Origin of the sequence: Rossellomorea aquimaris TF-12 (genome assembly GCF_001648555.1) — a bacterium.
Taxonomy (GTDB): Bacteria; Bacillota; Bacilli; order Bacillales; family Bacillaceae_B; genus Rossellomorea; species Rossellomorea aquimaris.
This window is the reverse complement of the sequence record NZ_LQXM01000002.1, coordinates 98,064-110,073: the sequence shown is the minus strand read 5'-3', so window position 1 is coordinate 110,073 and position 12,010 is coordinate 98,064. Positions and strand designations below refer to the sequence as shown.

The 12,010-nt window shown below is 34.1% G+C and carries 16 protein-coding genes; 4 read left to right on the top strand and 12 right to left on the bottom strand.

What is annotated here, in order from left to right:
* Nucleotides 1-308: 308 nt before the first annotated feature.
* The 5 genes from IQI_RS00720 to IQI_RS00700 form a co-directional block, all read right to left on the bottom strand.
* Nucleotides 309-893 carry an adaptor protein MecA gene (locus IQI_RS00720; RefSeq protein WP_064091004.1) on the bottom strand — a complete coding sequence of 195 codons (585 nt, stop codon included), beginning with the start codon at nucleotides 891-893 and terminating at the stop codon, nucleotides 309-311.
* A gap of 74 nt (nucleotides 894-967) precedes the next feature.
* On the bottom strand, nucleotides 968-1,879 hold the full coding sequence (locus tag IQI_RS00715) for a MerR family transcriptional regulator (protein WP_064091003.1): 912 nt from the start codon (nucleotides 1,877-1,879) through the stop codon (nucleotides 968-970).
* Nucleotides 1,880-1,974: 95 nt separating this feature from the next.
* Nucleotides 1,975-2,730: a metallophosphoesterase gene (locus IQI_RS00710; RefSeq protein ID WP_064091002.1), complete on the bottom strand. Its 756-nt coding sequence runs from the start codon at nucleotides 2,728-2,730 to the stop codon at nucleotides 1,975-1,977.
* Nucleotides 2,723-3,100 (bottom strand): hypothetical protein, encoded by a 378-nt coding sequence (locus tag IQI_RS00705; protein ID WP_064091001.1) that lies wholly within the window; start codon nucleotides 3,098-3,100, stop codon nucleotides 2,723-2,725. Before IQI_RS00705 ends, IQI_RS00710 begins: the two co-directional genes overlap by 8 nt.
* An 89-nt stretch (nucleotides 3,101-3,189) precedes the next feature.
* Nucleotides 3,190-3,825: a CBS domain-containing protein gene (locus tag IQI_RS00700; RefSeq protein ID WP_064091000.1), complete on the bottom strand. Its 636-nt coding sequence runs from the start codon at nucleotides 3,823-3,825 to the stop codon at nucleotides 3,190-3,192.
* Between the two features lie 154 nt (nucleotides 3,826-3,979).
* Between IQI_RS00700 and IQI_RS00695 the strand changes: the two genes are divergently transcribed.
* Genes IQI_RS00695 through IQI_RS00685 form a run of 3 tightly spaced genes read left to right on the top strand, consistent with a single transcriptional unit; the run spans nucleotide 3,980 to nucleotide 5,067 of the window.
* Entirely contained in the window at nucleotides 3,980-4,201 is a 222-nt protein-coding gene (locus IQI_RS00695; RefSeq protein ID WP_156509810.1) for a spore coat associated protein CotJA, read from the top strand.
* 5 nt (nucleotides 4,202-4,206) lie between these two features.
* Nucleotides 4,207-4,467: a spore coat protein CotJB gene (locus IQI_RS00690; RefSeq protein WP_064090998.1), complete on the top strand. Its 261-nt coding sequence runs from the start codon at nucleotides 4,207-4,209 to the stop codon at nucleotides 4,465-4,467.
* A 30-nt stretch (nucleotides 4,468-4,497) separates the two neighbouring features.
* On the top strand, nucleotides 4,498-5,067 hold the full coding sequence (locus IQI_RS00685) for a manganese catalase family protein (RefSeq protein WP_064090997.1): 570 nt from the start codon (nucleotides 4,498-4,500) through the stop codon (nucleotides 5,065-5,067).
* A gap of 111 nt (nucleotides 5,068-5,178) precedes the next feature.
* Here IQI_RS00685 and IQI_RS00680 read toward each other — a convergent pair whose 3' ends face one another.
* The 7 genes from IQI_RS00680 to IQI_RS00650 form a co-directional block, all read right to left on the bottom strand.
* A complete protein-coding gene (locus IQI_RS00680; protein WP_064090996.1) occupies nucleotides 5,179-5,634 on the bottom strand; it encodes a DUF2663 family protein in 456 nt (151 codons plus the stop codon).
* 111 nt (nucleotides 5,635-5,745) lie between these two features.
* On the bottom strand, nucleotides 5,746-6,894 hold the full coding sequence (locus tag IQI_RS00675) for a glycosyltransferase family 4 protein (protein WP_064090995.1): 1,149 nt from the start codon (nucleotides 6,892-6,894) through the stop codon (nucleotides 5,746-5,748).
* 51 nt (nucleotides 6,895-6,945) lie between these two features.
* Entirely contained in the window at nucleotides 6,946-7,470 is a 525-nt protein-coding gene (locus IQI_RS00670) for a phosphatase PAP2 family protein (RefSeq protein ID WP_064090994.1), read from the bottom strand.
* Between the two features lie 162 nt (nucleotides 7,471-7,632).
* The gene (locus tag IQI_RS00665) at nucleotides 7,633-8,322 is read right to left on the bottom strand and encodes a LysM peptidoglycan-binding domain-containing protein (RefSeq protein WP_064090993.1); all 690 of its coding nucleotides are present in this window, start codon (nucleotides 8,320-8,322) and stop codon (nucleotides 7,633-7,635) included.
* Entirely contained in the window at nucleotides 8,315-8,914 is a 600-nt protein-coding gene (locus IQI_RS00660; RefSeq protein ID WP_064091061.1) for a CPBP family intramembrane glutamic endopeptidase, read from the bottom strand. The genes IQI_RS00665 and IQI_RS00660 overlap by 8 nt, the downstream gene beginning before the upstream one ends.
* An 11-nt stretch (nucleotides 8,915-8,925) precedes the next feature.
* Entirely contained in the window at nucleotides 8,926-10,410 is a 1,485-nt protein-coding gene (locus IQI_RS00655; RefSeq protein ID WP_064090992.1) for a RecQ family ATP-dependent DNA helicase, read from the bottom strand.
* The gene (locus IQI_RS00650) at nucleotides 10,400-11,458 is read right to left on the bottom strand and encodes a helix-turn-helix domain-containing protein (RefSeq protein WP_064090991.1); all 1,059 of its coding nucleotides are present in this window, start codon (nucleotides 11,456-11,458) and stop codon (nucleotides 10,400-10,402) included. The genes IQI_RS00655 and IQI_RS00650 overlap by 11 nt, the downstream gene beginning before the upstream one ends.
* Nucleotides 11,459-11,685: 227 nt before the next feature.
* On the opposite strand from IQI_RS00650, the gene IQI_RS00645 reads away from it, so the two are divergent.
* On the top strand, nucleotides 11,686-11,934 hold the full coding sequence (locus tag IQI_RS00645) for a ferredoxin (RefSeq protein WP_048005917.1): 249 nt from the start codon (nucleotides 11,686-11,688) through the stop codon (nucleotides 11,932-11,934).
* The last annotated feature ends 76 nt before the right edge of the window (nucleotides 11,935-12,010 follow it).

The following is a 12,010-nucleotide window of genomic DNA, read 5'->3' as shown; positions in this document are numbered from 1 at the left end:
AGTATACACGTTTGGTTTCCTCTTGCAAAGAAAGAAAATAAAAAAAACTAAACTTTTTTGAAAACGCTGTCATTTATAAAAAAACGATGTACCATGAATCTCACAGAGAGGGGTTCTAAGCGGTCCCTAAAAGGCACACCCTTCTTTTTTTGGTACCACTTAGACTATTTTGTACCTATTTTATAATAATTTCGTCTGACTATTTTTATTTCTTTATAGGGGTAAGTAGGAAACGTTTTGTTTGATCTATGCTTAATTTAAGAATATAGGCTTAAAAGTTTTGTTTGAAGGGGTTATAGAAAGGTGAATTAAAAATATAAAAGAATTTGACTTAAGGTGTTTTTTATTAGGATTGGGTGCCCGTATTCCTTTAAAACATATTTAGTATTTCTTGGTTTATCCCCATATTCAAAGGAGAACGGGTCAATGAGAAGAAAGTCCTTTTCAATCAAATCTTCAAAGAGGAGATAATAATGACCATCATACGAATAAAGTTCTATTGAGATGGAATCATCTTTAATATTAAGTGAATGGCTTAATCTTTTTAATAGTTCAACTACAGGGTCAAACTCACTAAATTGAATTAATATATCCAGTTCTTTTTGTGGTGAAATGGATTCAACATCATGCTCCCAATCAAAAAATTCTTCATCGCTCTCTAGAGTGAGAATCATGCAAATTTCTTTTTCATCAAAGGATTCAATTTCAACTGTGATTTCCATTTGAGTTTCGATTCCAAATTTCCCTTGTACTTCATCAAGCATTTCTTCAAAAAGATCATGCCAAATATATGAATCTTTCCACTGGTCCTGTTCAAAGAGTCCTTTTTGTTCCAGTTCTTCTACACCAATGGAAAACTTTATTTTATTATCTGAAATTCTTTCTAGCTTCATTATTTGTACCCCCCCATGAGAGTGACGATTTATCATCATATTATGTAGGGGGCACAAATCAGTGCATGCAGGTGCTATATTTTACTTTTTAACCATAGTTCCCACTCTGGTTTCGTTTGTCCAACAATGTGTTCAAAGTACTCCTCTTTCTTTTCTTTAGATAACTGGTCAACAGCAAAACCGCCAATCCCTATCTCTAATCCATCTCTTTCTTCTTTTAATGAAGAGACTAAAGAAAGTAAGTGTTCAATGTTTTCTCTCATTGTACAGGAGAAAAATAGAAATTTAGGGTCAATTTCATCTAAAACGATATCGATATCATTTTCTTTTATACTCGACCCTAAATAAATCACTTCGAACCCCTTTCTTCTAACATAAAGAGTAAAGATTAATAAACCAAGTTCATGCCATTCACCTGGTCCGCATACTGCCACTACTTTAGGCAGGATACCATTGTGTGGAAATGAATGCATAATAATCCCTATGCGGGATCTTAGAATCGAAGTAGCAAAATGTTCGTGGGCAGTTGAGATTTCACCATTTTCCCAAAGGTTTCCTATCTCTACAAGTAACCCACCCAAAATATCAATTACGACTTTATCAATTGTATAAATTGTAAAAGAATGATTAATAATTTCATGAGCTTTTGATTCATCAAAACTAAGTAATGCTTTCATAAGATCATCTGAAATATTTTTTGTTCGGTCTTTTTGTTCAGAAGTCGTCATTTCATTGTCTTCTATTTCTTGTTTGTCCAACAGAGCGACTGCTTGACTGATGGTAAAACCTTGATTAACCTTCTCTACTAACCACTTTAATATATTAAGATGTTTTTCTGTATAAAGGCGATGGCCAGATTCATTCCTCACCGGAGCAATAATGTTATATCTTCTTTCCCATGCCCTTAACGTTCCCGGCTGTATACCAAGAATTGTTGACACAGCCTTTATATTATATTTGCCTTCAACCTTATTATCATTGCTCATTAATAGTCCCCCAAATAACACTCTATTCTCCAAAATTATAATCGAGAAACGTATTTGTGTAAAATTTGTATAGGTAATGAATAACAGTTGTGCATTTAATCAGCATTAAGTGTGATTAAGTGTGTTTCTGCTCGTGCACCTAACCTTAATGGTAATGCAGTCGTTCCGTATCCATTGCTTACTAATAAAACCGTTTGAGGAAGTTTTTCAATACTTCCTTTCTTATACAATCCCCAACCAAATAATCGAATCTGTCCACCATGAGTATGACCACTCATCGTAATATCAATACCGTGCTCTATTCTGACTTGATTTACCAGTCTTGGATCGTGACTAATTAATATGTTAAAGTCTTTAGGGTTTACCTCTTTTATTGCTCTAGCAAAATCAGCCCTTTTTAGACTTGCATCGTCTACTCCAATTAAATTAATGCTGTTTGGGAGCTGAATAGAGTCATTGATGATTTCTATGACTCCCTTCTTTGTAAACATTTCTTTAAGCTTCGCTCCGTTCACTTCATAATCATTGTTCCCCCAAATAAAGTAAACCGTACCAATTGATAAAAGCTTATCCAAATTCTCTTCTATTTTTGACCATGAAACTCCCTTCTCGAGAAGGTCGCCCCCTATAATAACCATATTTGCTTTTACCTTTACTTTATCAATGATTTTGTCTGAGACTTTTCTCTTATGTATATCAGAAATAAAAAATATTGATAATGGTGGTGATTTTTTTGGAAATGCAGGAAGCTTTACATTCTCTATTTTCACCACATTCCTATGAGCTTCATAAAACATAAAAAGGAGGAGAATCCCTCCCCCTAGAAACATTACACTGATAAATTCAAGCATGACGGCCTCCTTGACGGTGAAAATCTATAGAAATGATACCATAAATAACAGCTGAAATGGAAAAAATCATCGCTTGCCATATTCCAAAAAACGTTAACAAATAAATCATCGCCACGTGAATAGGTATAATATACAACCCTTTATGTATTTTCCCGCTCATCAATAGAAAGATGGAATACACTTCTATCTTTAGTAAGCTGCCTTGTATCATAAGCCCAATCATAAAGGCTGTTGAAGCAGCAAAAAATTGAACAGGGTTTAAAACTAATTGTATAATTATTTCTGAATTCTCTTCTACATTAGGAAACCATTTAATAAATAAGTACCCCATTAGAAATGAAACTATCAGTTTAATGAAATAATTAATCAAAAAAATCCCTCCCATAAATCTTATGAGAGGGATTTCGTTTCATACAGGAAATTTATCTTACCGTGTTGATTCATTGTGATGGAATTTACTTATTCATCTTCTTGGATGTGAAGAATTCTAAATCCTGATTTTTCTAATTTGTTAATAAATTTATCCATATTGTCTTTCTTTTCCACCTTCAAGACAATTCTTCTTAATAACTTATCAGATTCATCAAAGGTTACCATTGAAATGACTGATTCGGAGTATTGTTGAATAATATCTCCAAGTCGAGCAATTCTTCCCTCTGTTTCAACAGAGGTAAAGGCGATTCGAATTCCTTTTTGATCCATACCAAAAGCACTTCTGAATTGATCTAAAACATCATATCGAGTAATTAATCCCAGAAATTTTTTATTATCATCGACTACTGATAGAATAGGGAAATCTTTCAACTCTACCAGTGTATTTTCAAATACATCACTATCCGTCAAATATTTTTCTTGATAGGTTGCAATATCCTTCGCCTTCTTCTCTTTTAGAAAAGTATCTTTTTCCATTCCAGAAAGGAAGAAGCTTTGATAGATGTTGTAACGAGTTAAAACTCCTACATACTCTTCATTTGAAAGAACTGGAACTCCATCGATTTTATGATGCTCTAATACTTCTAATGTTTTTTCAATCGAATCGTTTTCATTCACCACATAACATTTGTGCTTCGGAATCATGGCACTTTTTACAAACATTTGAACCACCTCTTTATTAATATCCTACACTTTATAACATTCAACACTTTCATTCCGTATCCCTTTTTATTTTAGGGAAATAAATTTATTAACATTTTCCTCTATTCATTCTCATATGTTGTTACGAAGGTTTTTCTATTCAGGAGGGATTTGTGTGCACGATTTTTATAAAGCTTATTATCCTTATGTAAGTCCATTTGACCCTTGTAAGCCCATTACACGAAAAGTATATTCTACACCTCCTAATCTATATCTGGGATTTCAGCCACCTAATTTAGAACAATACTCACCAAGTGAAGCTTTACGGAAGGGGACACTATGGAAAGTGTTTTATGACCCCTACTACAGCCCTTATGAAAAAATGAAGGGAGAATAATGACCATGAATCAACTTCCAGCTCATTATTATGAAATCATGGAGGAGTTACAAGCCGTTGATTTTGTCATAGTAGACCTTACCCTTTACCTCGATACGCACCCAGACGACTATGACGCTATCTCTCAATACAATATGTATATCAAAACCAGAAAACAAATTAAAAAGAAATTCGAAAAAGAATTTGGACCTTTAACACATTATGGATACAGTTATTCAAATTACCCTTGGGATTGGAAAGACGCTCCATGGCCCTGGCAGGTATAATTCATTCATAAAAAGGTGGGGAGAAACGTTATGTGGGTTTACGAAAAGAAGCTACAGTACCCCGTAAGAGTTAGTACTTGTAATCCAAAACTAGCAAAATTCTTAATTGAACAATATGGTGGGGCGGATGGGGAATTAGCAGCTGCACTCCGCTATCTTAATCAACGATACAGTATTCCTGATAAAGTAATAGGTCTATTAACCGATATTGGTACAGAGGAGTTTGCCCATTTAGAAATGATTGCGACAATGGTTTATAAATTAATAAAAGATGCTACCCCCCAACAGATGAAGGAGGCAGGATTAGATCCTCATTATGTAAACCATGATAATGCCATTTTCTATCAAAACGCAGCCGGAGTTCCTTTTACGACTTCTTATATTGCGGCAAAAGGGGATCCAATAGCTGATTTATACGAAGATATCGCAGCAGAGGAAAAAGCAAGGGCAACGTATCAATGGATTATAAACATGAGTGATGACCCTGATTTAAATGACGGTCTCCGCTTTCTTAGAGAACGGGAAATTATTCACTCTCAACGCTTTAGAGAAGCTGTTGAAATATTAAAGGACGAAAGGGATAAAAAGCAATTTTACTAAAAAATAGCTTACTTTGAATAGTTGGGACCATCGAAACATTTATGAGTATGAATACTCCATTGTTTCGATGGTCTTATTCTATGTTTAAGATCGGCAAACTGATTTGCACTATTATTTACTTCCATGAAATAGATTAATATCATGCTCAGTTTTCATTTTCTCAAAAACCTTATGTCTCATCCTCCAGGCATCCTCTTTCCATAAATCTTTACTTCGATCAATAACCTCACACCGTAATGCGTGGTATTCACTTTCTTTTTTCTCTTTTTTTTCATACAGTACTTTCGTAGCACCGAAAAGAGCTACTACTATTAATAATATATATAAATGAAGAGAATTCGAAACAAAGACAGAAAGCATAGCAGAGAAAGAATAGGAATATGGTGCAAGTACATATTTCGATAAATAATATAGAAAGAAAAATGATAGAAATATAGTTAGATAAAGAGTATACATATGCATTGTTTTAGCTTTATCAAATTTTTGTTTTCGATCTATTAAATTGTGTAACATTTGTTTCGTAGCAAGGTCTGTCCAGTCCCCAATCTCATTTATTACTTTGTGCATCTTACTCCTCCTCCCTTCCCAAATATTTTATGAACTTGTCCATTTAAATAGACTAGGAAACAAAAAAAGGACCTGAAAAGATCCTTATCCATTGATTCTTATCAAATGAGCTCACCCCCACATTTGCTGTTCTAACCCTGTGGAACAAACATCTTCATAGTCAAAAATTAATTCATCAAAAATCTTATCCCAGGATTGTTTTTCAGCCAAATGAAGAGCGTTCATACTCATTTGTTTAAATACACTTTCATTTTTGAGAAGTTCTTCGATATTTTCAATAAAAGATTCATACTGATGAGCTTTAGAAATCATTCCTGTTTTTCCATGCTCTACAAGGTTGGTTACCCCGCCTTGATCTGCCACCACTGCTGGTAAACCTGAAGCATAAGCTTCCAAAATAACATTACCAAACGTTTCTGAAGCAGATGGAAATACAAACAAATCAGACGAAGCATATATTTCTGCCAGGTCATCCCCTGTTACATAACCGGTAAAAATGACTTTGTCTTCTTTTGTTTTGTCCATTAAGTCATTCTTCATAGGTCCGTCCCCCACTATGACCCATTGAACCTTGTTTTTAATGGAGGGTGAAAGATTTTTTATTATTTTTCCGAGGGTTTCTAAGTCTTTTTCGGGTGCTAATCGACCAACATATAGAAAAATATACTTTTTAGATATGTTATACATTTTTCTAAGCCGATTGCTTTGTTTTGTAGGAGAATATCCTTGGCAATCAACCCCTCTACCCCAAATGGATAGATCAGAAAATCCTTGGTTAAGGAGATGATCTCGCGTTTCAGGTGAAGGGACAAAGATTCTATCGGACTGAGAGTAGAACCATTTCATGTATTTCCACAGAAGAGATGAAATCCACGTCATTTTATAATAGTCAAGGTATAAGTCAAAATGAGTATGATAAGAAGAAACTAAGGGGATATTCATTTTTTTTGCTCCTCTAATTCCATACAAACCCATGGTAAGAGGTGTAGTCACATGAATAATAGTGGGTGAAAAATCTTTTAATTGTTTTTGAATGGTTTTTGGATTTGCAATGGCTGTTCTGCATTCTGGATAAAAAAGAAAAGGAAAACTGGTGAAAGAATATACATTAGGGTATGATTCCCTATTCTCTTGTATATCGGGTGTAAACACTTTATATTCAATGTTTCTTTTTTCAAAGTGATTTGTTAATCGCTTTAACGTTCTTGCAACTCCATTGACTTGTGGATAATACGTATCTGAAAATAAGGCAACTCGCATTTCTCATTTCCCCCTTATACAGTATTAGATCACTCTAAACCAAAGCTACATCTAAATCATAAAGGTGACACCAATTGTAGTGATAATCGCAAGCAGTGCACCCGCAACAACATCTGAGGGATAATGAACACCTAATACCACACGTGAATATGCCACTACCCAACTTATTGGTAAAAGAATCAAGATAGACGATGGATACTGAATCATAAATGGAGTTGTGATTGAAAAAATCGCCGTTGAATGTCCAGAGGGGAACGAATGATCCTTAAAGGCATATCCGTGAACCATGGCATTTGGCAAAGTAAGATATGGACGAATTCGTTTCACCATCTTCTTTATTATTGACATGACGACATGACTAAAGATTAAGGAAAAACCAGCCACTAAGGACGTTTGATTCAATAAAGGTTGCTGAATACTTAGTAATAACAATAGAAGCATTATTCCTATTGTAAATCTAGCTCCACCCAAGTGTGTAACGAATCCAAAGAATGATCGATAAAGTTGTTTACTCCCATTGATTTTATAAAACAACAGATGGTCTACTTTTTGAAAGCGAGTAATCATTCTTTCCATTCATTCAACCCCATTTCACTTTATATTTACTTTTATTATATTTTACTTTTGTAATTACACTAATAAAGTAGTGTAAAGATTTATATTCAATATTGTTAAGGGGTGTCAATAAAGATTGCACAAAAAACTCACCTCCGAATGTGTCTAAGAGGTGAGTTTTTATTAATCTAATGGAATTTCTAATACTTGACCTGTTTGAATCTCATTGTCTTGTATATTATTCCTTTGTCTAATCTTCTCAATTCCAGCCTGAGAATGATAATATTTCATAGCAATGCGAAAAAGTGTTTCCTGTGGTTGAACTTTATGATATACAATGTTTTGTGTTTGTTTCTCTTCGGGTTCAGGTTGCGCATCATCTTTCGGTTGTTCGCCACCATCTTTACCTTGATTCGTACTGGATGAACCTTTATCTGGTTGTTTTAAATCTTCCTGCTTCTTCTCTGTACCATTTGAAGGAGTCGTCACATCTTCTTCCTTTTCTACAGTCGTTGTAGGGGAAGAGTCACTCTCCTCAGAACTTGAAAGCTCATTCTCTTCTTGATCATTACTCTCGTCATATTGAACTTCTTCAAGTCCTTTGTTTTCTCCAGTCAACGCAAGTAAAGGGCCAGTTCTGCTATCGAAGTAAGAATAAATGCTAAAAACGGTTAATGGCAGCAGAATAAAAAATAAGAGCAACATGCTAATCATTGGGTATTTTATTTTCCATTTATTTTTTTTCTTCTTTTCTCTATGCAGCTCACCCCTAGGAGGTAATGGTTCTCTCTTCTTAGGTGTTACGTCATCTTGAACTCTTTCAATCTTCTGCTTAAGTTTCGCTGCTTGATCTCTATATGGGTCTTTACTCATGAGACATCCCTTCTTTACTTACTTGTCCAGCCTTTGAACGCATATATAATCCTAATAAAAAATCAATAACAAAGTGCATGACAATCGTTACAACGATATTATTAGTATATTCATAGACACAACCGATCCAAAAACTAAGTATGATGACATTTATCATTAAGAACCAATGAGCCCAATACCTAATGTGGATAATTGCAAAGATAAGACTGGACAAAATAATCCCAAAATGAAATTGGATTACTCCTCTAAATAAAATTTCTTCACTAACGCTAATGATAAGTGCTAACAGAGCAATTTCGAGAGTGTTTCTATTTGTAAATATTTGCTCATTAACCCCACCATCGTCATAATATTTTACAGGTAAAATCCTCATTAAGAATATGTCTAACAACACTACAAGCAAACCACTTGTCATTCCGATAGTCAATATTTCCTGCGAAAAATAAAACTGTCCCCAAAACTCAGTCCATTCATCATATAAAAATATACCTAAAACAAAGGAAATCGTTAATAGTAAAATTTGCGTAAAATACAAATGAAATGTTAATTCTTTTTTAGTAAGTTGTTTAATTATGTCGCCTTGTTTCTTCATATCATTACCACTTATCCCAATAATAGTTTTTCTAATCTTTTTTCCCAAGTTGACCATTGAATGTAATCATGATTTAGTTCTTTTTGTGACATCAAATCATTGAACCCTGATAAAGTATATCCACAGTTATCACAACAGAATGCTGGTTTCTTTAATATTGGCTCTTTAAAATAATGAAGTAACCATTGTCTTCTGCATGAATGGGAAAGTAACCATTCAATCATGGATCGAAGTTTTTCCTTCTTGTATTGTAAACGATCGTCTCTTACTTGTTTGATTTTTTCTATTAATCTATTTTGTTCTACCTTATTTTTATCATTTAAAGCAAGTCGATTACAATAAAAATCCATGAAGCGAAATTGAATTTCTGTAAGTTGTAACGATTCGATAAGTTCTTTCGGTGATAATGTTTTCAGTTTTTCAACATAATTCTCTACTTGAAAATCGTCTGGTAGTTCACCTTCAATAAGTTGTGTTGGCAAAGAAAAATCCTGTTCTGTATAGAGTACTAAAGATATACTTTTTTCACCATCTCTTCCTCCTCTACCCATCTCCTGAAGAAAGGCTTCTATACTAGACGGAAAGTGGAAGTGAATAACAAATCGGACATTTTCTTTGTTGACACCCATTCCAAAGGCCGAGGTAGCACAAATAACCCGAAGTTTACCTGATAAGAATTGTTGCTGTATCAATATCCGATCTTCTTGCTCCATACCACCGTGATAATGAGCAACACCCGACACACCATTATTACCTAACCAATAAGAAACTTCCTCCGCCATTCTTTTACTGGTGAAATAGATAATTCCCGCACCCTGCCATTCTTTTGCAAACTTTAGAAGGGTTTCTAATTTTCCTTGATGATTTTTTTCTTGTGCCACAAATAATGAAATATTCCCTCTATCAACTGAGTATACCTTTTCATAAGCATCTTCTATTTTTAAGACCCGTTTTATATCCTCCCTTACTTCTTGCGTTGCAGTGGCAGTTAAAGCCAAGGTTGTAGGATTATTTAAAATGCCTTTAATTTCACCTAGTTTCAAATAATCAGGTCTGAAGTCTGGACCCCATTGGGAAATACAATGAGCTTCATCGATTACTAATAATGAAATATCTAACATTCGAATAGTCTGCAAAGTGTGTTCCCTTACTAACATTTCAGGTGAAATAAAAATGAACTTATACAAGTGAATTTGCTCCATTGCTCTCAATTTCTCTTGAAATGGCAGGAATGAGTTTAGGGCAATTACCCGTTTTTCACCATTCACCTTCATTTGTTCCACTTGATCCTGCATTAAGGAAAGCAAAGGAGAAACAATAAGGATCGTCCCTTCCATCAAGTATCCAGGTAGTTGATAACATAATGACTTTCCCGTACCTGTTGGGAGCATGGCTAATGTGTTCTTTCTGTTTAAGACAGATGTGATAACCTCTTCTTGTCCCGCTCTAAATGAGGTGTAGCCAAAATGAGATTTAAGTGTTTCTTTAAGATTCATTCCTATCACCTGCCTTTGTTATAGCAACTCTTATTTGAAAATAGGATAGCTCCGGTATCTTTTCTTTAATGGCTTTTAATCGTTTTGTTTCTAAAGAATCCATTACTTTATTTACTTCATGAATATCTTCTTTTTTAATAAATTTCTCAGTATTAATTTTTTCCTTCGTTAATAGTATTTCAATTACATGGTCTTCTATCGTGTTTTGCTTCAGGTTACGAATCCTTGCAATTTCCTCTAAGCTAAAACCACGATTGAGAAGATCAAATGTTTTAGCTGTAGAAATCGTCAGGCTTTCTGTTTGATCACTTTTTATACTCATGGAATACAATATTGGATACGTCTCCGGGTGCTTTGTCAGTTCAACAAGTATTCCGTGTATAAAGTTGAGAAATCGAAAACGATATTCTTCTTCATGCATCTTCAATTTTTCTGCAACTTGTGATTCCGTCCATCCATAGTCTTCAAATCCAGTTAAACGATGAACAAAGATTGAGGGATCATCCTTTCCTAATTGTAAATTCAGGACTTGTTTCAATTCCTTATATATCGTAAGAGAAATATTTTCTTCACTGCTATGAGCTCTTAAAAATCTTTTCACCCAGTCTTGCACCCCTCTAGAGCGTTGTACTGGATAATAAATGGATTCCTTGTTTTTTACATTTGAAAGAACTTGAACGAGTAAACTTAACCTTTTCCAAAACAATTGACATTGATCACCAAATAGAAGCCCATTCATATCTTTAGGAAAAAAGGCCGTCTGTAGTTCACTTTTCAATATTTTTTCACCTTTTAAAGTTAGAGTTCCTATTTCATTTTCTGATATGTGCAAATAACCTTCTGATACAAGTTCTTTTACTTTCTCGTTAAAAAATTCCCGTTTTAGCTTTGGTAATGACAGAAAAAAAGGCTGCAATTCGAATAGATGAGTATCCTGGATCGATTGAGAAGATTTTTTCCCTTTTAAGATATGAAAGACCGAATATATTGACCGTTCTTCATGTACCTTCTCTAAGCAGTACAAAATAACATAATTAAGATATTTCACTTATCTTACTCCTTAGTTTGTAGGTTATTGTCAAATATTGTACCATGAATTTGTCCGGAATCGATGTTTTGATTTACACAGATAGGATAAAAATAAAGAAAAGAAAGTACCTAACTATTGAAATGTTATACAATCCTATATAAAATATAAGTTGAGTGATTTTTTCACTAATTATCGCTATGTATAATGATTAATTATATAGAATATTGATTCGGGAGGTTTTTTCTTTGCCAAAGTATACAATCGTTGATAAAGATACTTGCATTGCCTGTGGTGCATGTGGAGCGGCTGCTCCAGATATCTATGACTATGATGATGAAGGTATTGCATTTGTGACGTTAGATGATAATCAAGGAACAGTAGAGGTTCCTGATGTTTTAGAAGATGACATGGTAGATGCATTTGAAGGGTGCCCTACTGATTCCATTAAAGTAGCTGACGAACCATTTGATGGAGATGCGCTTAAATTTGAATAGTAAGTATCGAGCGATTGGCTAATGTCCAATCGCTTTTTCTTATTCACCATAAAAAAATCCAATTGGTATTTGTACC

Excerpts from the sequence above, each read along its gene's own strand:
- IQI_RS00710 (WP_064091002.1), bottom strand. The coding sequence starts at position 2,730 with ATGCTTGAATTTATCAGTGTAATGTTTCTAGGGGGAGGGATTCTCCTC.
- IQI_RS00720 (WP_064091004.1), bottom strand. The coding sequence starts at position 893 with ATGAAGCTAGAAAGAATTTCAGATAATAAAATAAAGTTTTCCATTGGT.
- IQI_RS00655 (WP_064090992.1), bottom strand. The coding sequence starts at position 10,410 with ATGAATCTTAAAGAAACACTTAAATCTCATTTTGGCTACACCTCATTT.
- IQI_RS00660 (WP_064091061.1), bottom strand. The coding sequence starts at position 8,914 with ATGAAGAAACAAGGCGACATAATTAAACAACTTACTAAAAAAGAATTA.
- IQI_RS00670 (WP_064090994.1), bottom strand. The coding sequence starts at position 7,470 with ATGGAAAGAATGATTACTCGCTTTCAAAAAGTAGACCATCTGTTGTTT.
- IQI_RS00685 (WP_064090997.1), top strand. The coding sequence starts at position 4,498 with ATGTGGGTTTACGAAAAGAAGCTACAGTACCCCGTAAGAGTTAGTACT.
- IQI_RS00715 (WP_064091003.1), bottom strand. The coding sequence starts at position 1,879 with ATGAGCAATGATAATAAGGTTGAAGGCAAATATAATATAAAGGCTGTG.
- IQI_RS00675 (WP_064090995.1), bottom strand. The coding sequence starts at position 6,894 with ATGCGAGTTGCCTTATTTTCAGATACGTATTATCCACAAGTCAATGGA.
- IQI_RS00665 (WP_064090993.1), bottom strand. The coding sequence starts at position 8,322 with ATGAGTAAAGACCCATATAGAGATCAAGCAGCGAAACTTAAGCAGAAG.
- IQI_RS00690 (WP_064090998.1), top strand. The coding sequence starts at position 4,207 with ATGAATCAACTTCCAGCTCATTATTATGAAATCATGGAGGAGTTACAA.
- IQI_RS00680 (WP_064090996.1), bottom strand. The coding sequence starts at position 5,634 with ATGCACAAAGTAATAAATGAGATTGGGGACTGGACAGACCTTGCTACG.
- IQI_RS00700 (WP_064091000.1), bottom strand. The coding sequence starts at position 3,825 with ATGTTTGTAAAAAGTGCCATGATTCCGAAGCACAAATGTTATGTGGTG.